The organism is Streptomyces sp. NPDC018263, from assembly GCF_055562575.1.
This window is the reverse complement of sequence record NZ_JBVHFA010000008.1, coordinates 291690-311791: the sequence shown is the minus strand read 5'-3', so window position 1 is coordinate 311791 and position 20102 is coordinate 291690. Positions and strand designations below refer to the sequence as shown.

The following is a 20102-nucleotide window of genomic DNA, read 5'->3' as shown; positions in this document are numbered from 1 at the left end:
GCGGGAGCCTGCTCGGGAGGGGTCATGGCGAAGGTCACCGTCAGTCTGGATGCCGATCTGGCCATCGAGGTCATGCTGTTGGCCGGGGTGAAGAGTCCGCAGGACGCGGTGGAGTTGATCGTCCGGGACTACCTGGAGCGGGGGCGTCGCACCGAGGCCCGTACCGGGAACGCCGCCGATCAGGAGCGGCTCGCGGACCGGCGGTCGGCGCCGGAAGAGGGGCGATGAGTGCCGAGGTCGTGCTGAGCAAGGACGATCTTCGTGCCGTCGCCGGTTTCGCCGCCGCTTCCGCCGAGACCGTGCTCGGGATCTTCGAGGCCGATCAGCCGGATGATTCGCGGCCCAGGGATGCCATCGCGGCCGCGTGGGCGTTCGCGCGGGGAGGGGAGCGGGGGAAGGCGCTGCGTGACACGGCGTGGGCGGCCCTGAAGGCGGCTCAGAACGCGCACACCGCGGCTGGGCGGGAGGCGGCGCGGGCCGCGACGGCCGCTGCCGGGGCCGCCTATCTGCATCCGCTGGCCAAGGCCACCCAGGTCAAGCACATCCTCGGGGCCGGAGCCCATGCGGCCAGGGCGGCCGAACTGGCCGCCGGGGACGACCGAAGCGTCGCGGCGGGCCACCTTGGGCGGACGGTACGGCGGGCAACGCCGGCAGTGCTCGACGTGCTCAGGCGCTACCCGGCCGCCCCCGACGGCGGCGGCCGGGTGGGCGAGCTGATCCGCGTGCTGGACGCGGACCTGCGCCCGCCCCGGACGACTACGCCCGCTCCCGCCACCCGTTCGTGATCGGCAGCCGCCGGTCCTTCCCGAACCCCTTCGGCGAGATCTTCGTACCCGGCGGATACTGCCGCCGCTTGTACTCGGCCGTGTCGACCATGCGGAGAATCCGGACGACGAGGTCCCGGTCGAAGCCCGCCGCCACGATCGCGTCGGCACCCTGGTCGTGGTCGACGTAGAGGTCGAGGATCGCGTCGAGGACGGGGTAGTCCGGGAGGGAGTCGGTGTCCACCTGGCCGGGGCGCAGCTCGGCGCTGGGGGGCTTGCTGATGGAGTTCTCCGGGATCGGCGGGGTCTCGCCGCGCTCCTCGGCCGCGCGGTTGCGGTAGCGGGCCAGCCGGAACACCGAGGACTTGTAGACGTCCTTGATCGGCCCGTACGCGCCCACCGAGTCGCCGTACAGGGTCGAATACCCCACCGCCAGCTCGGACTTGTTGCCCGGTGCCAGCACGAGCCGGCCCTCCTGGTTGGACACCGCCATCAGCAGCGTGCCGCGCAGCCGGGACTGGAGGTTCTCCTCCGCGAGACCGTCCAGGGACAGCGCCCCCATGTACGCGTCGAACATCGGCTCGATCGACACCGTACGGAAGTTCAGCCCCGTGCGCCGGGCCAGTTCGGCCGCGTCGCTCCGGGAGTGCTCGGAGGAGTACTTGGACGGCATCGAGATCCCGTACACGTTCTCCGCGCCCACCGCGTCGCACGCGATCGCGGCCACCAGCGCCGAGTCGATCCCGCCGGACAGACCGATCAGCACCGAACGGAAGCCGTTCTTGACGACGTAGGCACGCAGCCCCGTCACCAGCGCCCCGTACATCTCCGCGTCGTCGTCCAGCCGCTCGGCACAGCCACCGAGATGCTCCGGCTCGTACGGCGGCACGGGCTCGGAGGAGAGGACCACGCGGTCGATGCGCAGACCGTCGTCCACGACGCCCGTGGGCGCGTCCGGGTCGGCGGCGGGCAGGTCCAGGTCCAGCAGCAGGCAGGTCTCCTCGAACTGCGGTGCCCGGGCGATCACCTCGCCGTCCGCGCCGACCACGATGGAGTCGCCGTCGAAGACCAGCTCGTCCTGGCCGCCGGTCATGGCGAGATAGGCGGTGGTGCAGCCCGCCTCCTGGGCCCGCTTGCGGACCAGTTCGAGGCGGGTGTCGTCCTTGTCCCGCTCGTACGGCGAGGCGTTCACCGAGAGCAGCAGGCCGGCGTGGGCCGAACGGGCGGCGGGGACCCGGCCGCCGTCCTGCCAGAGGTCCTCGCAGATGGCGAGCGCCACGTCCACCCCGCGCACCCGGATCACCGGCATGGTGTCGCCGGGCACGAAGTAGCGGAACTCGTCGAAGACGCCGTAGTTCGGCAGGTGGTGCTTGGCGAAGGTGAGGGCCACCTCGCCCCGGTACAGCACGGCCGCCGCGTTCTGCGGCGCACCGGCCGGCTGGCCGTACCTCGGCTGCGCGGTCGCCGAGCGGTCGAGGTGGCCCACGACCACCGGCACCTCGCCGAGTCCCTCCTCCGCCAGCCGGGCGGCCAGCGCGCGCACGGCGGCGCGGGAGGCTTCGACGAAGGACGAGCGCAGCGCGAGGTCCTCCACGGGATACCCGGTCAGCACCATCTCGGGGAACGCGACCAGATGCGCTCCCGCCTCGGCCGACCGGCGGACACGGCGGACGACCGACTCGGTGTTGCCGGCGATGTCGCCGACCCGGGCATCGATCTGATTCAGGGCGAGACGAAGTTGAGGCACCCCGCCAGTGTAATCGTCACTCCGACGCGATGGGGGGCGTGAGGTGATCCGACACCCCACGCCCCCGTCACCGGCTACCGCGGATCAGTGACCCTTGTACGACTGCACGTAGCCGTTCGCGGGCGAGCCCACGCCGGTCACGTCGTCGTAGCCCTTGACCGCGTGCAGCGAGCTGTCCTTGCCGAGGCTGCGGACCGAGACGGCCAGGCCGTCCGAGGCGTCCAGGCCGTTCACGAAGTCGGTACGGGCCACCGCCAGGCCGGAGCCCGTCGGGTTGTCCGTGACGTCGTGGAAGACGCCCTTCTTGCCGTACCGCTGGTAGATCGACGGGTTGGCGAAGCCGATCGCCTTGCCGCCGCGCGCCTCCTGCGCCAGCGCCTGCACGGCCGCGATCACCGGCGCCGCGAGCGAGGTGCCGCCGATGCGGTACTCGCTGTAGGTCTGGGACCCGTCCGGGAAGGTCTGGGTCTGGCCGACCAGGAAGCCGGTGTTCGGGTCGGCGATGGCCGCGATGTCCGGGACGACGCGGTTGCCGGCCTTGCTGTTGGCCGTGGCCAGCCCCTCGGGGACGACGCCCTGCTGGTAGTACGGCTGCAGCACGGTCTTGCTGGTGCCGCCGCCCGCGCCCGAGGTGAAGGCGCCGGGGAAGTCCGTCCAGCTCTTGCCGTCGGCCGCCAGGGTCGCCTTCTCGGTCCCCCAGCCGGTCTCCCACTGGTACGTGTCGCCCTTGCCGACCGCCAGCGAGGTACCGCCGACCGCCGTCACCCAGGCCGAGTTGGCGGGGGTGTCGACCTGCTTCACGCCCGAGGCGGCGACCTGGTCGCCGTCGTCGCCGGAGGAGAAGTAGAAGCCGATGCCCTGCACCGCGCCGAACTGGAACACCTGGTCGTAGGCCGCGGCCAGGTCGGGCGTCTGGTTGCCCTCCACGTCGCCCCAGGAGTTGGAGACGATGTCGGCCAGGTGGTTGTCGACGATCTTGCTCAGCGAGTCGAGCAGGTCGTCGTCGTAGCAGGAGGCGGCGCCCACGTAGGTGACGTCCGCGTTCGGCGCGACCGCGTGCACGGCCTCCACGTCGAGGGTCTCCTCGCCGTACCAGCCGGCCGCCCCGCACTCCTCGGTCTTCGTGTAGTTCTTCGGCAGCACCTGGTGGAGCTGACCGGTGCGCCACGCCGCGTCGCCGTGCTTGTGGGCGTAGGAGGCCGCGTCGTAGGCGATGGTCGGCGAGGCGTACGCGTCCGTGATGGCGATGCGCACGTGCTCGCCGGTGTACTGGCCCGCGCCGTAGGCCGAGCGGAGCTGCTTGCCGGTGTAACCCTGGATCGCGTACGGGATCTTGTGGCCGTACGCGTCCGGCAGGCTGCTCGCGATGTTCGAGCCGAAGTAGCTGGAGAACGGACCGGAGTTCTTGAACACCGCGTCCGGCGGCGGGAGTTGCTCGTCGTGGTCCGACTTGTGCGGCGCGTTGTCCAGGCCGGACACGGTGAGCACGGCGCCCTTGAGCGAGGCGGGCGCGGAGGCGGTCTTCGCGGGGGCACGGTAAGTGTGCCTGCCCTTGGCGTAGTTGTGGAGCTGGGTGCCGAACGCCTTCTCGGCGGCGGCCACGTCACCGGAGACGGCGACGTAGTGCGCGGTGACCCCGGTGACCGTCAGGCCGGCCGACTTCAGCCAGGACTTGACGGCGGCCACCTGGGCCTTGGTGGCCCCGAAGCGGGCCTGCGCCTGCTTGGCGCTGAGGTGCTTGCCGTACAGCGGCGAGGCCGGGTCGGAGACGGCCTTGGCGTAGGCCGCCAGTCCGGCCGCGTCCCGCCCGGCCAGGTAGACCCGGGCGTTGACGCGGGCGCTGTCGGCGGCGGCGCCCTTGTCCGCGTTCGCCGTGGCCCACAGTGGACGGGTGCCCGTCAGCGCGTTGCGCGCCGGGCCGTCCGCGTGGGCCGCGGGTATGCCGAGCGCCAGCGCTCCGGCGATCATCGGCAGCGTCGCCGCCATGCTCACACCGGCGCGCGTCTTGGCGCGGTTGGATCTCATAGAACCCCCTGCGATGCGTTTCGCATGCATGTCGTGGTCGGTACGTCGCGGATGCGCGCCGGTGAAGCGGCGGTGTCGACCGGCGTGGAGATCGCACGATGGGGGCCACTCTGGCCGATGAACCGTTCATGTCAGGGGAAGCAAAAGGTCAAGAGAAGCTCAAGTAACCATGAAAAGGGCCGACTTGATCAGAAACCGTCACGAACGGGCCTGTGCGCCACGCGCCTTGAGCATGTCCGCCATCAGCCGGATCTCGGACCGCTGGGCGTCGACCATGCCCCGCGCGAGCCGCTGCTCCGGCCCCGGCGCACACCGGGCCACACACCCCTCGGCCATGTGCACCCCGCCCTTGTGGTGCTCCGTCATGAGCCGGAGGTAGAACACCTCCGCCGCCCGCCCCCTGAGCGAACCCAGCTCGCGCAGCTCGGAGTCAGTCGCCATGCCCGGCATCAGCGCGCCGTCCTGCCCGGCGGGCATGTCACCCATGCCCATCCACGCCATCGGCGGCCCGGCCGACACCTTCGGCAGGCCCCACAGATCCAGCCAGCCCAGCAGCATCCCGCGCTGGTTGGCCTGGGTCTGCGCGATGTCGTACGCGAGCCGCCGCACCTCCTCGTCACCGGTGCGGTCGCGCACCAGGTACGACATCTCCACGGCCTGCTGATGGTGCACGGCCATGTCCCGCGCGAACCCGGCGTCCGCCGACTCCGCGCCCGGCACCCGTACCGCGGTGGAGTCGCGCTCCCCGCCGGCCGCGTACCCCCCGGCCCCCGCCGCGACGACCGCCAGCAGGGCGGCGCCGGCCGCCAACCCGGCGTACCCGCGCCTCACTTCATGACCCCGCCGGTGCAGGAGGCGCCCGGCTCCGGGGTCTGCTTGCCCTGCACGTAGGCGGCGAAGAACTTGTCCACCTCGGGGTCGGCCGCGCTCTTCACGCTCACCTGGTGCCCCCACGCCGAAAGGACCAGCGGCGCGTCCTGGTCCGCGTACGGGCTCATCAGCGAGTACGGCGTCCGCTTCACCTTGGCCGCGAGCGCGTCCACGTCCGCCTTGTTCGCCTTGTCGGTGTACGTCACCCAGACCGCGCCGTGCTCCAGCGCGTGCACCGCGTTCTCGTCCCGCACCGGCTCCTTGTAGACGTCGCCGTCGCAGTTGAGCCAGACCGGGCTGTGATCACCGCCGACCGGCGGGTGCATCGGGTACGTCACCTTGGCCGTGACATGGTCACGCGACAGCTTGCCTGACCAGGTGCGCACGCCGTCCGGGCCGGTGGTGAAGTGCCCGGAGCCGCCCTTGGCGTCCCCGCTCGCCGCCGTGTCCTTGTCCTTGCCCGAGGCGTCCTCGCCCGAGTCCGACTGGGCGCGCACCAGCGCCACTGCGCCCACGACCAGCCCGGCGACTACCACCACGCTCGCGGTGACGGCCAGCACCCGGTTGCGGCGGGCACGGGCCCGCTCGGCGCGCCGCATCTCCTCTATGCGCGCGGCGCGTGCGGAGGCGGGGGTGTGCTGGTCGGTACCCATGGGGCGTGTCCTTCCGCGGGGCGGTCTCGGGGTCCGCTGATCGTAGTGGGACGGGCGGAGCACGGGGGAGCGATGTGCGACAACCGGATAATTTGCACCTGCGGGGCCGCCGGCGCTCGCGACCATGACGGACAGCCCGATGAACATGCAAGATGGTCGGCAGGACGGTGTGCCCCCGCAGGCGGAACGTTCAGCCCGGAGACGTCCGGCCGATCAAGGTCCGCAACGCGCGCGAAACGCCGATGTGGTGGGATGCTCAGGTGCCGACCGCCTCCCGTCGCACCACGGACAGGCGGCCTGACCAGCAAGGATGGGGAAGCGGAAGATGGACAAGCAGCAGGAGTTCGTGCTCCGGACCTTGGAGGAGCGCGACATCCGGTTCGTACGCCTGTGGTTCACGGACGTGCTGGGCTTCCTCAAGTCCGTCGCCGTGGCCCCCGCCGAGCTTGAGCAGGCGTTCGACGAGGGCATCGGCTTCGACGGCTCGGCCATCGAGGGCTTCGCCCGCGTCTACGAGTCCGACATGATCGCCAAGCCGGACCCGTCCACGTTCCAGGTCCTGCCCTGGCGGGCGGAGGCCCCCGGTACGGCGCGCATGTTCTGCGACATCCTGATGCCGGACGGCTCCCCGTCCTTCGCGGACCCGCGCTACGTCCTCAAGCGGGCGCTGGCCCGTACCTCCGACCTGGGCTTCACCTTCTACACCCACCCGGAGATCGAGTTCTTCCTGCTGAAGAACAAGCCGACGGACGGCAGCCGGCCGACCCCGGCGGACAACTCCGGCTACTTCGACCACACCCCGCAGAACGTCGGCATGGACTTCCGCCGCCAGGCGATCACCATGCTGGAGTCGATGGGCATCTCGGTGGAGTTCTCCCACCACGAGGGCGGCCCCGGCCAGCAGGAGATCGACCTGCGGTACGCCGACGCGCTGTCCACGGCGGACAACATCATGACGTTCCGCCTGGTCATGAAGCAGGTCGCGCTGGAGCAGGGGGTGCAGGCGACCTTCATGCCGAAGCCGTTCTCGGAGTTCCCCGGCTCGGGCATGCACACCCACCTCTCCCTCTTCGAGGGCGACCGCAACGCGTTCTACGAGTCCGGCTCGGAGTACCAGCTCTCCAAGGTCGGCCGCTCCTTCATCGCGGGCCTGCTGCGGCACGCGGCGGAGATCTCGGCGGTGACCAACCAGTGGGTCAACTCCTACAAGCGCATCTGGGGCGGCTCGGAGCGCACGGCGGGCGCGGGCGGCGAGGCCCCCTCCTACATCTGCTGGGGCCACAACAACCGCTCGGCCCTGGTCCGCGTCCCGATGTACAAGCCCGGCAAGACGGGTTCGGCCCGCGTGGAGGTCCGTTCCCTCGACTCCGGCGCCAACCCCTACCTCGCCTACGCCGTCCTCCTCGCCGCCGGCCTCAAGGGCATCGAGGAGGGCTACGAACTCCCCCCGGGCGCCGAGGACGACGTCTGGGCCCTCTCCGACGCGGAACGCCGGGCCATGGGCATCGAACCCCTCCCGCAAAACCTGGGCGAGGCCCTCACCCTGATGGAACGCAGCGACCTGGTGGCCGAAACCCTGGGCGAGCACGTCTTCGACTTCTTCCTCCGCAACAAGCGGCAGGAGTGGGAGGAGTACCGGTCGGAGGTCACGGCCTTCGAACTGCGAAAGAACCTCCCGGTCCTGTAGCGAGGGGCATCACCGAACGGGCTGCCCGATCCCGATCAGATTCCCCTCACTGTCCCGGAACCAGGCAGCCCGTTCCCCCCGAGCCCCTTTGCTCGGATAATTCCCCTGCACCTCGGCAATGCCACCCTTGGTCCGAAACCCAGGAGTCTCGACGTCCTCGAAGACAACCCCACGCCCCCGAAGCTCGGCGAGGGTGGCTTCGAGGTCGTCGACCTCCCACCCCATCTGGGTAAAAGTCCCAGGCGAAACCCCAGTGGACTGAAACAGCGCGAAAAACGATTCCCCGCACCGATAAAGCAACCCCCCGGGCCGCTCATCAAAGGGCTCCAGCCCCAGCTTCTCGGAGTAGAACCGCCGAGCCCGCCCCAGATCCTGAGCAGGCAGCCGAGTGGCAACGGACCCACGACTCAGGGCCCCGCTCACGACGCCTTCTCCCCGGCAAGCCGAGCCAGCACCCGATGAAGCGGCTCGGTCCCCCGGACCCGGTACTCCTGAATGGCCCACCCATTCCCATCGGGATCGGTGAAGTACATAAAAGTCCCCCCGTCGCGCTCCGAATACCGCACGGGCTCACTGACTTGAAGCCCCCGCCCCCGAAGCTCGGCGTAGGCGGCATCAGCATCGGCAACACACAACTGAAGCCCGTGATAAGACCCGGGCACAGGGACCCCCGTAACCATGTCCATCCCCTCCACCAGAGCGATGGAACACCCGGACCCAGGCGGAGTGAGCTGAACAATCCGCACCCCGTCCATCACCTCCCCGTCAAAATCCAGATGAAAGCCAACAAGATCCCGATAGAACTCCTTGGCCCGATCCACATCGGAAACGGGAAGCACGACAACTTCCAGAGCCATATCCATAACGAGCCGTAAACCCTCTCCATCTGGAACAGGTGGTACAGGAGCTGTACCATGCCGCATCCACCGCATCGCACTGGCGCACCGAGTCTGGGACGAGCCGTTCGTGAAGGACGAGGAGACCTTCGACCTGGGCGAGCCGATGGACCGGGACGAGATCGGCAGAACAGTGACCGAGGGCTACGTGGCCCGCGAGCACCGGAACAGGAACCACGCTGCGTGATCGCCATCGCGGACACCTCGGGCATCCTCGCCCTGTACAACCGCTCGGACCCGGCACACACAGCGGCCAAGAAGGCAGCCGACCAGTGCGGCTTCCTGGTGGCAACCCCGCTGGCCCTCACCGAGGTGCACCAGGTGGCCACCAGCAGAGCGGGCCGCAGAGCGGCGGACTCGATCCTGCGCAGCCTCACCAGCAGAGTGAGCGAGATGCGCCTGATCCTGGCGAACCCCACCCCGGAAACCCTGGACGCCGCACTCACCGTAAGAGCCCGCTACCAGACCCTGGACCTGGTGGACGCGATGAACGTGGCCCTGGCGGCCGAGTACGCGACGGACGCCATCCTCACCAGAGACCTGCGCGACTTCAGGACCGTACGCCCCCTGAACGGCAAGCACCCCCACTTCCGAATCCTCCCGGACGACCTCTGAGCTCACCCCACGACCCCGCACCCGCGAATGGCGGCAAGGGGACGTGTCGGGGGGTGTCCGCCCGCAGCGGCCGGCGAGAAGGCAAGTTGAACGCGTCGTAGAAACGTAAGTCGCCGGACCGAGGACGGACACCCCCCGGCGCGGCCCCGACCCACGACGACGCGGGGGCGCGGCACCGACCGGTGGACGGCGGCACGGTTAGGCTCTGGCCAGGACCGTCTTGATCCCGAGGGGAGGCCGCGGATGACGCCGGGGCGCAGGAGCAGTACGTTCACCAGACTGCTTCGGCACGGCTTCACGGACCCCTCGGGAGCGGAACGCCTGCTGGACAGCCCGGAGCTGGCCCCGGTGAAGGCGGACCCCGTCCTCCTGGAGGCGTTGGGCGCGACAGCGGACCCGGACCTGGCCCTGCGCGGCCTGGTGAGACTGCTGGAGGCCCAGCCGGCCCCCACGGACCACCGAGAACTCCTGGACACCCTGATCGCGGCGAAGCCCCTACGGGACCGCCTCCTGGGCGTGCTGGGCGCATCAGCCGCACTGGCGGACCACCTGGCCCGCCACCCCCACGACTGGCAGGAACTGGTCACCTACGAACCCAGGGACCTGCACCCAGGAGTCACGGAGTTCGAGCGCGGCCTGGCAGCGGCGACGGACCCGGTGGAACTGAGAGTGGCGTACCGCCGCTGCCTGCTCTCCATCGCCGCGAGGGACGTCTGCGGCACCACGGACGTAACCCAGACCGCGGCGGAACTGGCGGACCTGGCAACGGCGACCCTCCGCGCGGCCCTGGCCATGGCGGAGGCGGAAGCCCCCCAGGACGCCCAAGCCTGCCGCCTGGCGGTGATCGCCATGGGCAAGTGCGGCGGCCAGGAACTGAACTACGTCTCCGACGTGGACGTGATCTTCGTGGCGGAGCCGGCCCAGGGCGCAGACGAAACAAAAGCCCTCAAGGCAGCAACCAAACTCGCCTCCCGCATGATGCGCATCTGCTCGGAGACCACGATCGAGGGCTCGATCTGGCCGGTGGACGCGAACCTCCGCCCGGAGGGCCGCAACGGCCCCCTCGTAAGGACCCTGAGCAGCCACCTCGCCTACTACCAGCGCTGGGCGAAGACCTGGGAGTTCCAGGCCCTTCTGAAGGCCCGCCCGGTAGCGGGAGACAAGGAACTCGGCGAGGCATACACAGACGCCCTCGCCCCCATGGTCTGGCAAGCGGCGGACCGCGAGAACTTCGTCCCGGACGTACAGAAGATGCGCCGCAGGGTCGTGGAGAACATCCCCCCGGCGGAGATCGAAAGAGAGCTGAAGCTGGGCCCGGGCGGCCTGAGGGACGTCGAGTTCGCGGTCCAGTTGCTCCAGTTGGTCCACGGCCGCACCGACCAGGCTCTCCGTAGCGGCACCACCCTGAAGGCCCTGCAAGCCCTGGCGGCAGGCGGCTACGTGGGGAGGGAGGACGCCGCCCGCCTCGACGAGGCGTACCGCTTCCTGCGCGAACTGGAACACCGCATCCAGTTGTTCCAGCTCCGCCGCACCCACCTGGTCCCCGAGGCGGAGGAGGACCTGCGCCGCCTCGGCCGCTCGCTCGGCCTCCGCACGGACCCGGTGGCGGGCCTGCGCCGAGAGTGGAAACGCCACACGGGAGTGGTCCGCCGCCTCCACGAGAAGATCTTCTACCGCCCCCTCCTGGACGCGGTGGCCCAACTGGCCCCCGGCGAGACAAGGCTGAGCGCGGAAGCGGCAAGAGAGCGCCTGGTCGCCCTCGGCTACGCGGACCCCGCAGCGGCCCTCCGCCACCTCGAAGCCCTCGCCTCCGGCGTCACCCGCAAGGCGGCCATCCAGCGCACCCTCCTCCCCGTACTCCTCGGCTGGTTCGCGGACTCGGCGGACCCCGACGCCGGCCTCCTGAACTTCCGCAAGGTCTCGGACGCCCTGGGCAAGACCCCCTGGTACCTCCGCCTCCTCCGGGACGAGGGCGCGGCGGCGGAGAACCTGGCGAGGGTCCTCTCGGCAGGCCGCCTGGCCCCCGACCTCCTCCTCCGCGCCCCCGAAGCGGTGGCCCTCCTGGGCGACGGAGACGCGGGCGGCCTGGAACCCCGCGGCAGGGCCCAACTGGAACAGGAGATCACCGCGGCGGTGAACCGCGCGGAGAACGCGGAACAGGGCGTGACAGCCGCCCGGGGCGTCAGACGCCGAGAACTCTTCCGCACCGCCGCGGCGGACATCGTCGGCTCGTACGGCACGGAGACGACCCCCGCCGAGCCCGACGAGGGCATCCTCCTCGACCGCACCGGCAGCGCGATCTCCGACCTCACCGCGGCCACCCTCGCCGGCACCCTCCGCGCGGTGGTCCGCGAGGGCTGGGGCGACACCCTCCCGACCAGGTTCGCGATCATCGGCATGGGCAGGTTCGGCGGCCACGAACTCGGCTACGGCTCGGACGCCGACGTCCTGTTCGTGCACGAGCCGCGCGAGGGCGTGGACGAGCACGAGGCCGCGAAGGCCGCCAACAAGGTGGTGGCCGAGATGCGCCGCCTGCTCCAGCTCCCCAGCGCCGACCCGCCCCTGCTGATCGACGCCGACCTGCGCCCGGAGGGCAAGTCCGGCCCGCTGGTCCGCACCCTGAAGTCGTACGAGGCGTACTACCGCAGGTGGTCCCTGGGCTGGGAGTCGCAGGCGCTGCTGCGGGCGGAGCCGGTGGCGGGCGACGAGGATCTGGGCCGACGGTTCAGGGAACTGATCGACCCGCTGCGCTACCCGGCCCGCGGCCTGGACGAGGACGCGGTGCGCGAGATCCGCCGGCTGAAGGCCCGGATGGAGTCGGAGCGGCTGCCGCGCGGCGCCGACCCCAAGCTGCACACCAAGCTGGGACCGGGTGGCCTGTCGGACGTGGAGTGGACGGTGCAGTTGCTCCAGCTCCGGCACGCCTGGGAGGTGCCGGGCCTGCGCACCCCGAGGACGCGCGAGGCGCTGGCGGCGGCCCGCGAGGCCGGGCTGATCGGCGCGGAGGACGCGGCCGTGCTGGACGAGGCGTGGGTGCTGGCCAGCCGGGTCCGCAACGCGGTGATGCTGGTCCGGGGCAGGGCGGGCGACACCTTCCCCACCGAGCCCCGCGAGCTGGCGGCGGTGGGCCGGTACCTGGGTTACGGCGAGGGCCGGGCCGGCGACATGCTGGACGCGTACCGCCGTACCGCCCGCCGGGCACGGACGGTGGTGGACGAACTCTTCTACGCCGGCTGAGCCCCTGCACCGAGCATGGCTCCGGGCACCTGTGGCCACCGCCCGTACCAGAGCCGGGCCACCCCCACCCCGAAGGCGAGGCACAGCACCCCGCCGACCGCGTCCAGCCAGAAGTGGTTGGCGGTGGACACGATGACGAGCAGCGTCAGCGCCGGGTACGCCAGCCCCAGCACCCGTACCCACGGCACCGAGGCCAGCGCGAAGATCGTCAGCCCGCACCACAGCGACCACCCGATGTGCATGGACGGCATCGCGGCGTACTGGTTGGACATGTGCTTGAGGTCGCCGGAGGCCATGGAGCCCCAGGTCTGGTGCACCATCACGGTGTCGATGAAGTGGCCGCCGCGCATGAGCCGGGGCGGGGCGAGCGGGAAGAGGTAGTACCCGGCGAGCGCCACGCCCGTGGTGGCGAACAGCACCAGCCTGATGGGGGCGTAGCGGTCGGGATGCCATCGGTAGAGCCACACCAGCACGCCGATGGTGATCACGAAATGCAGCGTGGCGTAGTAGTAGTTCATGCCGATGATCAGCCAACCCACCGAGTCGGCGGCGTGGTTGACGGACGCCTCGACGGCGATGCCGAGACGGTGCTCCAGCCACCACACCGCGTCCGCGTTGCGCAGCGCCTCGCGCTTCTGCTCCGGGACGGCGTTGCGGATGAGCGAGTACGTCCAGTAACTCGCGCCGATCAGCAGGATCTCGAACCACAGCCGGGGTCGCCGGGGACGGCGGACCCGGTCGCGCAGGGCGCGCGCTCCGTCGGCGCCCCGGACCGTGACGGTCCGCGGTACGGCCACCTCGTCGCGGTGGCCGCCCGGTCCTGTCACGGTCGAGTCACTCATAGCTACCAAGTCTGCCAGACAGGGGATGCTCGACAGATCATCCCAAGGCCGCTGCCCCCACGCATGTTCTGCGCGAAAACACCTGGCGGGGCGGGGGCTCAGCCCCGCGAACGCTCGCCCGGCGCCGAGGCGGTGGACCCGCGCACGACCAGCTCCGGCATGAAGACGAACTCACTGTGCGGAGCGGGCGTCCCGCCGATCTCCTCCAGCAGCGTGCGCACCGCCGCCTGACCCATGGCCGGGACGGGCTTGCGGACGGTGGTCAGCGGCGGGTCGGTGAACGCGATCAGCGGCGAGTCGTCGAAGCCGACCACCGACACGTCGCGCGGCACGTCGAGGCCGAGCTGCCGGGCGGCCCGTATCGCGCCGAGCGCCATCATGTCGCTGGCGCACACGACGGCCGTGCACTTCCGCTCGATGAGCGCGGTGGCCGCCGCCTGCCCGCCCTCCAGGGTGTACAGCGAGTGCTGCACCAGCTCCTCGGCGACCATGTCCGCGCCCAGCCCGAGCTGGTCCTGCATCGCGCGGACGAAGCCCTCGATCTTGCGCTGCACCGGCACGAACCGCTTCGGCCCGAGCGCCAGACCGATCCGGGTGTGGCCCAGCGACACAAGATGCGTGACCGCCAGTGTGGTCGCGGCCCGGTCGTCGGGGGAGATGAAAGGTGCCTGCACCTTCGGCGAGAACCCGTCCACCAGCACGAACGGCACGCCTTGGGCGCGCAGTCGCTCGTAGCGCTGCATGTCGGCGGTGGTGTCGGCGTGCAGCCCGGAGACGTAGATGATCCCGGCCACCCCCCGGTCGACCAGCATCTCGGTCAGCTCGTCCTCGGTGGAGCCGCCCGGGGTCTGGGTGGCCAGCACCGGGGTGTAGCCCTGCCCGGTCAGCGCCTGGCCGATGACCTGCGCCAGCGCCGGGAAGATCGGGTTCTCCAGCTCGGGGATGATCAGGCCCACCAGGCCCTCGCTGCGCTGGCGGAGCCGCACCGGACGCTCGTAGCCGAGCACGTCCAGCGCGGCCAGGACGGACTGGCGGGTGGTGGCGGCGACGCCCGGCTTCCCGTTGAGGACCCGGCTGACGGTCGCTTCGCTCACCCCCGCCTGCGCAGCGATGTCCGCAAGCCGTGTGGTCACGCCTGTGGACTGTACCGGCCGCACCGCGCCCGGCGCACCGGCGGGACGCCGTGCGCGGGCGGCCGAACGGCCCGCCGTGGATTGCCGCGTCATCGCGCTCCTTGCCCCTCGTGGCCCGTCATGGCCATGTCGTCGCTCGTGCCCGCCGGACGGTCCGCCCGGCGCACGGCCGCAAGGGGATGATCCCGGCGGCGGCCCCCCGCGGCAAGAGCTTGCAGAGTCTTGCACAAGTGTCCGTCAACCCGTCTACCGGCGGTAGACCAGTATTTCGACAAGGTCTGGAGCAGGTCACGACACGGTAACCCGGCCGTCTTCTTGCACTTTTTTTCTGCAAGGTCTTTCGCGACGCTTACAACGCTGTTACGTTCCGAGTCGCCCGGCCGCGGCAATGGCGCAGTCGGCACGACGCGGGTGGCGGCAGACGGGGCCGCCCCTGCAATCTCGGGCTTTTCACCCTCAAGGAGAACTCATGCGGCGTGGCATAGCGGCCTCCGCGCTCGTGGCGTCCCTCGCCCTCACGGCGACGGCGTGCGGCGGGAGCGACGACGGCGACAGCAAGGCGGACGGCCCGGTGACCCTCACCTGGTGGGACACCTCCAACGCCACCAATGAGGCGCCGACGTACAAGGCCCTGGTCGAGCAGTTCCAGGCCGCCAACAAGAACATCAAGGTCAAGTACGTCAACGTGCCCTTCGACCAGGCGCAGAACAAGTTCGACACCGCCGCCGGCTCCAAGGGCGCGCCGGACATCCTGCGGTCCGAGGTCGGCTGGACCCCGGCCTTCGCCAAGAAGGGCTTCTTCCTGCCGCTGGACGGCACCGACGCCCTGGCCGAGCAGGACAAGTTCGAGCCCAACCTGATCAAGCAGGCCCAGTACGAGGGCAAGACCTACGGCGTGCCGCTGGTCACCGACACCCTCGCGTTCGTCTACAACAAGGCCCTGTTCAAGAAGGCCGGCATCACCGAGGCCCCCAAGACCTGGGACGAGCTGAAGGCCGACGCCGCCAAGGTCAAGGACAAGGCGAAGGTCGACGGCTACTGGGGCTCCACCCAGGCGTACTACGCCCAGTGCTTCCTCTACGGCGAGGGCACCGACACCGTCGACGCCTCGGCCAAGAAGATCACCGTCGCCTCCGCCCCGGCGAAGAAGGCGTACGGCACCTGGCAGAGCACGTTCTCCGGCAAGGGCCTGCACAAGGCCGACACCACCGCGGACGCCTACGCCCACATCCAGGACGCGTTCGTCAACGGCAAGGTCGCCTCGATCATCCAGGGTCCCTGGGAGATCACGAACTTCTACAAGGGCTCGGCCTTCAAGGACAAGTCCAACCTCGGCATCGCCACCGTCCCGGCCGGCTCGGCCGGCAAGGCGGGCGCCCCGACCGGCGGCCACAACCTCTCGGTCTACGCCGGCTCGGACAAGGCCCACCAGGACGCGGCCCTGAAGTTCGTGAAGTTCATGACCTCGGCCAAGTCCCAGGAGACCATCGCGCTGAAGAACTCCACGCTGCCGACCCGCGGCGACGCCTACACCTCCCAGGTCAAGGCCGACCCCGGCATCGCCGGCTACCAGGGCGTGCTGCCCGCCGCCCAGCCCCGCCCGGCGCTGCCGGAGTACAGCTCCCTGTGGGGTCCGCTGGACACCGAGCTGCCCAAGGTGGCCGGGGGCAAGGAGCCGCTGGACAAGGGCCTGAGCAACGCCGAGCTGGCCATCGCCAAGCTGGTGCCCGACTTCAGCAAGTGAGCCCGTGTGGCCGCCGGGTTCCCCCCGCCGTGGGGGATGGGGGGAACCCGGCGGCCACCGGCCTGTGACCAGCCCGCCCCCGAACTTGTAGAAGGTGTCGCACCATGACAGTCGCCATCGACCGCGCGACCGGCCGGCGCAGCGGTGAGCGGCCGCCCCGCCCCGGTCTCGGGCAGCGCCTGCGGAACGGCTACCAGAGGTACTGGTACGCGTACGCGATGATCGCGCCCGTGGTCGTCGTGCTCGGTGTCCTCGTGGGCTACCCGCTGGTGCGGGGCGTCTACCTGACCCTCACCGACGCCAACAGCCTCAACTCGGCGCGCACCATCGGCGTCAACCACATCGACGCCACCTACAAGTTCATCGGGCTCGACAACTACCAGGACATCCTCTTCGGCCCCACGGCCTACGACCGCTTCTGGTCGCACTTCCTGTGGACCGTGTTCTGGACCGTCGCGTGCGTCACCCTGCACTACGTCATCGGGCTCGGCCTGGCGATGATGCTCGACCAGAAGCTGCGCGGCCGCACCGTCTACCGGCTGCTGCTGGTGCTGCCCTGGGCGGTGCCCACCTTCGTCACCGTCTTCTCCTGGCGGATCATGCTGGCCGACTCCGGCGTGCTCAACCAGGTCCTCGGCGCCCTCCACCTGCCCCAGCCGCAGTGGCTGGAGGACACCTTCTGGCAGCGGTTCGCCGCCATCATGGTCAACACCTGGTGCGGCGTGCCGTTCATGATGCTCTCGCTGCTCGGCGGGCTGCAGTCCATCGACTCCTCGCTGTACGAGGCCGCCGAGATGGACGGCGCGAGCGCCTGGCAGCGCTTCAGGCACGTCACCCTGCCCGGACTGCGCTCGGTCAGCTCCACCGTCGTCCTGCTCGGTGTGATCTGGACCTTCAACCAGTTCGCCATCATCTTCCTGCTGTTCGGCCCGACCGGCGCCCCGGACGCCCAGATCCTCGTCACCTGGGCCTACTTCCTCGGCTTCGGACAGCAGCCGCGCGACTTCGCCCAGTCCGCCGCGTACGGCGTACTGCTGCTGTCGATCCTGACCGTGTTCACCTCCTTCTACTTCCGCTGGCTGAAGCGCAATGACCAGCTCGCCGTCTGACGCCGCAGGAGCCGCCGCCATGAGCACCACGACACCCCCCGAGACCGCACCGGGACGCGGCCTCACCGCCGCCGCACCGGCCCCGGTCCAGCCCCGCGCGACCCGCCGGCGCGGCGAGCGCGGCCCGCTGGGCACCGTCCTGCTGCACGGCGGGCTGGTCCTGGCGAGCCTGATCGCGCTGGTCCCGGTGGCCTGGCTGTTCTTCCTGTCCCTCGGCCCGGAGAAGGACGACTACCTGCACCCGGGCCGCATCTTCGGCCGGGCGGGCTTCTCCAACTACGCCTTCGTGCTCCAGCACACCGGCTTCTTCGACTGGTTCAAGTCGACGATGATCGTGGCGCTCGGCACCACCTTCATCGGCGTCTTCGTCGCCGCCACCACCGGCTACGCCGTCTCCCGGATGCGCTTCCCCGGCTACAAGCCGCTGATGTGGGTCCTGCTGCTCACCCAGGCGTTCCCGATCGCCATCCTGATCGTGCCGATGTACGAGATCTTCGGCGAGCTGGGCCTGATCGACACCTACTGGGCGCTGATCCTCATCAACTGCTCCACCGCCGTGCCGTACAGCGCGTGGCTGCTCAAGGGGTACTTCGACACCATCCCCTTCGAGATCGACGAGGCGGGCCGGGTGGACGGGCTCACCCCGTTCGGCACCTTCTTCCGGCTGATCCTGCCGCTGGCCCGCCCCGGCCTGGCCGTCGCCGCGTTCTACAACTTCATCACGGCGGTCGGCGAGGTCGCGTTCGCCACGACCTTCATGCTGGACGACTCCAAGTACACCTTCGCCGTCGGCCTCCAGACCTTCGTCAGCGAGCACGACGCGCAGTGGAACTACATGGCCGCGACCGCGGTGCTGATAGCGATACCGGTGTCGGTGTTCTTCTACCTCGTGCAGAAGAACCTCGTCACCGGACTCACCGCGGGCGGCACCAAGGGCTGACGCCCCGCCGCACCCACGCCTCACCACGAACCGCCCCTCGTCACGCACCAAGGACGCCATGAGCCAGCAGCATCTCGCAGCCCCGGCCGACGACACCGCCGTCGCCCCCGCCGCCCAGCACCGCGACTGGTGGCGCGGCGCGGTGATCTACCAGGTCTATCCGCGCAGCTTCGCCGACTCCAACGGCGACGGCATGGGCGACCTGGCCGGCGTGCGGGCCAGACTGCCCTACCTGCGCGACCTCGGCGTGGACGCCGTCTGGCTCAGCCCGTTCTACGCCTCCCCGCAGGCGGACGCCGGGTACGACGTGGCCGACTACCGGGCCGTCGACCCGATGTTCGGCAACCTGCTGGACGCCGACGCGCTGATCCGCGACGCCCACGAGCTGGACTTGCGCATCATCGTGGACCTGGTGCCCAACCACTCCTCCGACCAGCACGAGTGGTTCAAGCGGGCCCTCGCCGAGGGCCCCGGCTCGCCGCTGCGCGAGCGGTACCACTTCCGCCCCGGCAAGGGGAAGGACGGCGAACTCCCGCCGAACGACTGGGAGTCCATCTTCGGCGGGCCGGCCTGGACGCGGGTCACCGAGCCCGACGGCACGCCGGGGGAGTGGTATCTGCACCTCTTCGCGCCCGAGCAGCCCGACTTCAACTGGAACCACCCCGCGGTGGGCGACGAGTTCCGCTCCATCCTGCGGTTCTGGCTGGACATGGGTGTGGACGGCTTCCGCATCGACGTGGCCCACGGCCTGGTCAAGGCCGACGGCCTGCCCGACCTCGGCGCCCACGACCAGCTCAAGCTGCTGGGCAACGACGTGATGCCGTTCTTCGACCAGGAGGGCGTCCACGAGGTCTACCGCCAGTGGCGGACCGTGCTGGACGAGTACGCCGGGGACCGCATCTTCGTCGCCGAGGCGTGGACGCCGACCATCGAGCGGACCGCCAACTACGTCCGCCCCGACGAGCTGCACCAGGCGTTCAACTTCCAGTACCTCGGCACCGACTGGGACGCGGAGCAGTTGCGCGAGGTCATCGACCGCACGCTCGCCGCGATGCGCCCGGTGGACGCCCCGGCCACCTGGGTGCTCTCCAACCACGACGTCACCCGGCACGCCACCCGCTTCGCCAACCCGCCCGGCCTCGGCACCCAGATCCGCACCGCCGGGGACCGCGCCCTCGGTCTGCGCCGGGCCCGAGCCGCCACCCTGCTGATGCTGGCGCTGCCCGGCTCCGCCTACCTCTACCAGGGTGAGGAACTCGGTCTGCCCGACGTGGTGGACCTGCCCGACGAGGTGCGCCAGGACCCCGCCTACTTCCGGGGCGCCGGCCAGGACGGCTTCCGCGACGGCTGCCGGGTGCCGATCCCGTGGACCCGCGAGGGCTCCTCGTACGGCTTCGGCGGCGGGGGCAGTTGGCTGCCGCAGCCGGCGGGCTGGGGTGAGCTGAGCGTGGAGGCGCAGACCGGCGTGGCGGGTTCGACGCTGGAGCTGTACCGGGCCGCGCTGGCCGCCCGGCGGGCGGTGCCCACGCTCGGCGCGGGTACGGGCGTCGAGTGGCTGCCCGCACCCGAGGGCGTACTGGCCTTCCGGCGCGGGGAGTTCACCTGTGTCGCCAACACCACGGGCGCGGCGGTGACCGTCCCGGCGTACGGGCGGGTGCTGCTCGCGAGCGGGGAGATCACCCAGAGCGCCGCCGGGGCCGAGGTCCCGGCCGACACCACGGTGTGGTGGACCACGGCCTGACGGCGGCTCCCTGAAAGTTCTTGCATCAACTTCCCACGGCCCGCTGCCTTTTCAGGCAGCGGGCCTTTAACATCTGCGTCACCGCAAGTTTGCTGAAAC

At 70.5% G+C, this 20102-nt stretch carries 17 protein-coding genes; 9 read left to right on the top strand and 8 right to left on the bottom strand.

Annotation, left to right across the window (positions count from 1 at the left end; genetic code table 11):
* Nucleotides 1-24 precede the first annotated feature (24 nt).
* Nucleotides 25-228: a hypothetical protein gene (locus ACZ3HQ_RS24265; protein WP_467513971.1), complete on the top strand. Its 204-nt coding sequence runs from the start codon at nt 25-27 to the stop codon at nt 226-228.
* On the top strand, nt 225-785 hold the full coding sequence (locus ACZ3HQ_RS24260; protein WP_467513969.1) for a putative immunity protein: 561 nt from the start codon (nt 225-227) through the stop codon (nt 783-785). The genes ACZ3HQ_RS24265 and ACZ3HQ_RS24260 overlap by 4 nt, the downstream gene beginning before the upstream one ends.
* Here ACZ3HQ_RS24260 and ACZ3HQ_RS24255 read toward each other — a convergent pair.
* From ACZ3HQ_RS24255 to ACZ3HQ_RS24240, 4 genes are all read right to left on the bottom strand, one after another.
* Nucleotides 757-2511, bottom strand: coding sequence for an NAD+ synthase (locus ACZ3HQ_RS24255; protein ID WP_467513968.1), 1755 nt, complete (start codon nt 2509-2511; stop codon nt 757-759). The genes ACZ3HQ_RS24260 and ACZ3HQ_RS24255 overlap by 29 nt on opposite strands.
* Before the next feature lie 84 nt (nt 2512-2595).
* Complete coding sequence (locus tag ACZ3HQ_RS24250) at nt 2596-4536, bottom strand: S53 family peptidase (protein ID WP_467513967.1); 1941 nt, start codon at nt 4534-4536, stop codon at nt 2596-2598.
* A 198-nt stretch (nt 4537-4734) separates the two neighbouring features.
* The gene (locus ACZ3HQ_RS24245) at nt 4735-5367 is read right to left on the bottom strand and encodes a DUF305 domain-containing protein (protein WP_467513965.1); all 633 of its coding nucleotides are present in this window, start codon (nt 5365-5367) and stop codon (nt 4735-4737) included.
* On the bottom strand, nt 5364-6059 hold the full coding sequence (locus ACZ3HQ_RS24240) for a DUF3105 domain-containing protein (RefSeq protein WP_467513964.1): 696 nt from the start codon (nt 6057-6059) through the stop codon (nt 5364-5366). The genes ACZ3HQ_RS24245 and ACZ3HQ_RS24240 overlap by 4 nt, the downstream gene beginning before the upstream one ends.
* A gap of 325 nt (nt 6060-6384) precedes the next feature.
* Here ACZ3HQ_RS24240 and ACZ3HQ_RS24235 point away from each other — a divergent pair, with 325 nt between their 5' ends.
* A complete protein-coding gene (locus tag ACZ3HQ_RS24235; RefSeq protein WP_030807800.1) occupies nt 6385-7746 on the top strand; it encodes a glutamine synthetase family protein in 1362 nt (453 codons plus the stop codon).
* Between the two features lie 9 nt (nt 7747-7755).
* Here ACZ3HQ_RS24235 and ACZ3HQ_RS24230 read toward each other — a convergent pair whose 3' ends face one another.
* Both ACZ3HQ_RS24230 and ACZ3HQ_RS24225 read right to left on the bottom strand, forming a co-directional pair.
* A complete protein-coding gene (locus ACZ3HQ_RS24230; RefSeq protein WP_467513962.1) occupies nt 7756-8169 on the bottom strand; it encodes a VOC family protein in 414 nt (137 codons plus the stop codon).
* Entirely contained in the window at nt 8166-8609 is a 444-nt protein-coding gene (locus ACZ3HQ_RS24225; RefSeq protein WP_467513960.1) for a VOC family protein, read from the bottom strand. Before ACZ3HQ_RS24225 ends, ACZ3HQ_RS24230 begins: the two co-directional genes overlap by 4 nt.
* Nucleotides 8610-8825: 216 nt before the next feature.
* On the opposite strand from ACZ3HQ_RS24225, the gene ACZ3HQ_RS24220 reads away from it, so the two are divergent.
* Both ACZ3HQ_RS24220 and ACZ3HQ_RS24215 read left to right on the top strand, forming a co-directional pair.
* Nucleotides 8826-9257 (top strand): type II toxin-antitoxin system VapC family toxin, encoded by a 432-nt coding sequence (locus tag ACZ3HQ_RS24220; protein WP_467513959.1) that lies wholly within the window; start codon nt 8826-8828, stop codon nt 9255-9257.
* A 243-nt stretch (nt 9258-9500) separates the two neighbouring features.
* Nucleotides 9501-12494 (top strand): bifunctional [glutamine synthetase] adenylyltransferase/[glutamine synthetase]-adenylyl-L-tyrosine phosphorylase, encoded by a 2994-nt coding sequence (locus tag ACZ3HQ_RS24215; RefSeq protein ID WP_467513958.1) that lies wholly within the window; start codon nt 9501-9503, stop codon nt 12492-12494.
* On the opposite strand, the gene ACZ3HQ_RS24210 is transcribed toward ACZ3HQ_RS24215, so the two are convergent.
* Both ACZ3HQ_RS24210 and ACZ3HQ_RS24205 read right to left on the bottom strand, forming a co-directional pair.
* Nucleotides 12482-13336 carry a phosphatase PAP2 family protein gene (locus tag ACZ3HQ_RS24210; protein ID WP_467513956.1) on the bottom strand — a complete coding sequence of 285 codons (855 nt, stop codon included), beginning with the start codon at nt 13334-13336 and terminating at the stop codon, nt 12482-12484. The genes ACZ3HQ_RS24215 and ACZ3HQ_RS24210 overlap by 13 nt on opposite strands.
* Before the next feature lie 98 nt (nt 13337-13434).
* Entirely contained in the window at nt 13435-14469 is a 1035-nt protein-coding gene (locus tag ACZ3HQ_RS24205; RefSeq protein ID WP_355192111.1) for a LacI family DNA-binding transcriptional regulator, read from the bottom strand.
* A gap of 469 nt (nt 14470-14938) precedes the next feature.
* Between ACZ3HQ_RS24205 and ACZ3HQ_RS24200 the strand changes: the two genes are divergently transcribed.
* The 4 genes from ACZ3HQ_RS24200 to ACZ3HQ_RS24185 all read left to right on the top strand — a co-directional run bounded on the left by ACZ3HQ_RS24200 (nt 14939) and on the right by ACZ3HQ_RS24185 (nt 20003).
* Nucleotides 14939-16213, top strand: coding sequence for an extracellular solute-binding protein (locus ACZ3HQ_RS24200; protein ID WP_467513955.1), 1275 nt, complete (start codon nt 14939-14941; stop codon nt 16211-16213).
* 104 nt (nt 16214-16317) lie between these two features.
* A complete protein-coding gene (locus tag ACZ3HQ_RS24195; protein WP_030807780.1) occupies nt 16318-17322 on the top strand; it encodes a carbohydrate ABC transporter permease in 1005 nt (334 codons plus the stop codon).
* A gap of 19 nt (nt 17323-17341) precedes the next feature.
* On the top strand, nt 17342-18262 hold the full coding sequence (locus tag ACZ3HQ_RS24190; protein ID WP_467513953.1) for a sugar ABC transporter permease: 921 nt from the start codon (nt 17342-17344) through the stop codon (nt 18260-18262).
* Nucleotides 18263-18320: 58 nt separating this feature from the next.
* A complete protein-coding gene (locus tag ACZ3HQ_RS24185; RefSeq protein ID WP_467513952.1) occupies nt 18321-20003 on the top strand; it encodes a glycoside hydrolase family 13 protein in 1683 nt (560 codons plus the stop codon).
* Nucleotides 20004-20102: the final 99 nt, after the last annotated feature.

Bases quoted from the DNA above. Each gene is read 5' to 3' on its own strand.
- ACZ3HQ_RS24265 (WP_467513971.1), top strand. From the start codon at position 25: ATGGCGAAGGTCACCGTCAGTCTGGATGCCGATCTGGCCATCGAGGTC.
- ACZ3HQ_RS24260 (WP_467513969.1), top strand. From the start codon at position 225: ATGAGTGCCGAGGTCGTGCTGAGCAAGGACGATCTTCGTGCCGTCGCC.
- ACZ3HQ_RS24250 (WP_467513967.1), bottom strand. From the start codon at position 4,536: ATGAGATCCAACCGCGCCAAGACGCGCGCCGGTGTGAGCATGGCGGCG.
- ACZ3HQ_RS24240 (WP_467513964.1), bottom strand. From the start codon at position 6,059: ATGGGTACCGACCAGCACACCCCCGCCTCCGCACGCGCCGCGCGCATA.
- ACZ3HQ_RS24235 (WP_030807800.1), top strand. From the start codon at position 6,385: ATGGACAAGCAGCAGGAGTTCGTGCTCCGGACCTTGGAGGAGCGCGAC.
- ACZ3HQ_RS24225 (WP_467513960.1), bottom strand. From the start codon at position 8,609: ATGGATATGGCTCTGGAAGTTGTCGTGCTTCCCGTTTCCGATGTGGAT.
- ACZ3HQ_RS24215 (WP_467513958.1), top strand. From the start codon at position 9,501: ATGACGCCGGGGCGCAGGAGCAGTACGTTCACCAGACTGCTTCGGCAC.
- ACZ3HQ_RS24210 (WP_467513956.1), bottom strand. From the start codon at position 13,336: ATGAGTGACTCGACCGTGACAGGACCGGGCGGCCACCGCGACGAGGTG.
- ACZ3HQ_RS24200 (WP_467513955.1), top strand. From the start codon at position 14,939: ATGCGGCGTGGCATAGCGGCCTCCGCGCTCGTGGCGTCCCTCGCCCTC.
- ACZ3HQ_RS24195 (WP_030807780.1), top strand. From the start codon at position 16,318: ATGACAGTCGCCATCGACCGCGCGACCGGCCGGCGCAGCGGTGAGCGG.
- ACZ3HQ_RS24190 (WP_467513953.1), top strand. From the start codon at position 17,342: ATGAGCACCACGACACCCCCCGAGACCGCACCGGGACGCGGCCTCACC.
- ACZ3HQ_RS24185 (WP_467513952.1), top strand. From the start codon at position 18,321: ATGAGCCAGCAGCATCTCGCAGCCCCGGCCGACGACACCGCCGTCGCC.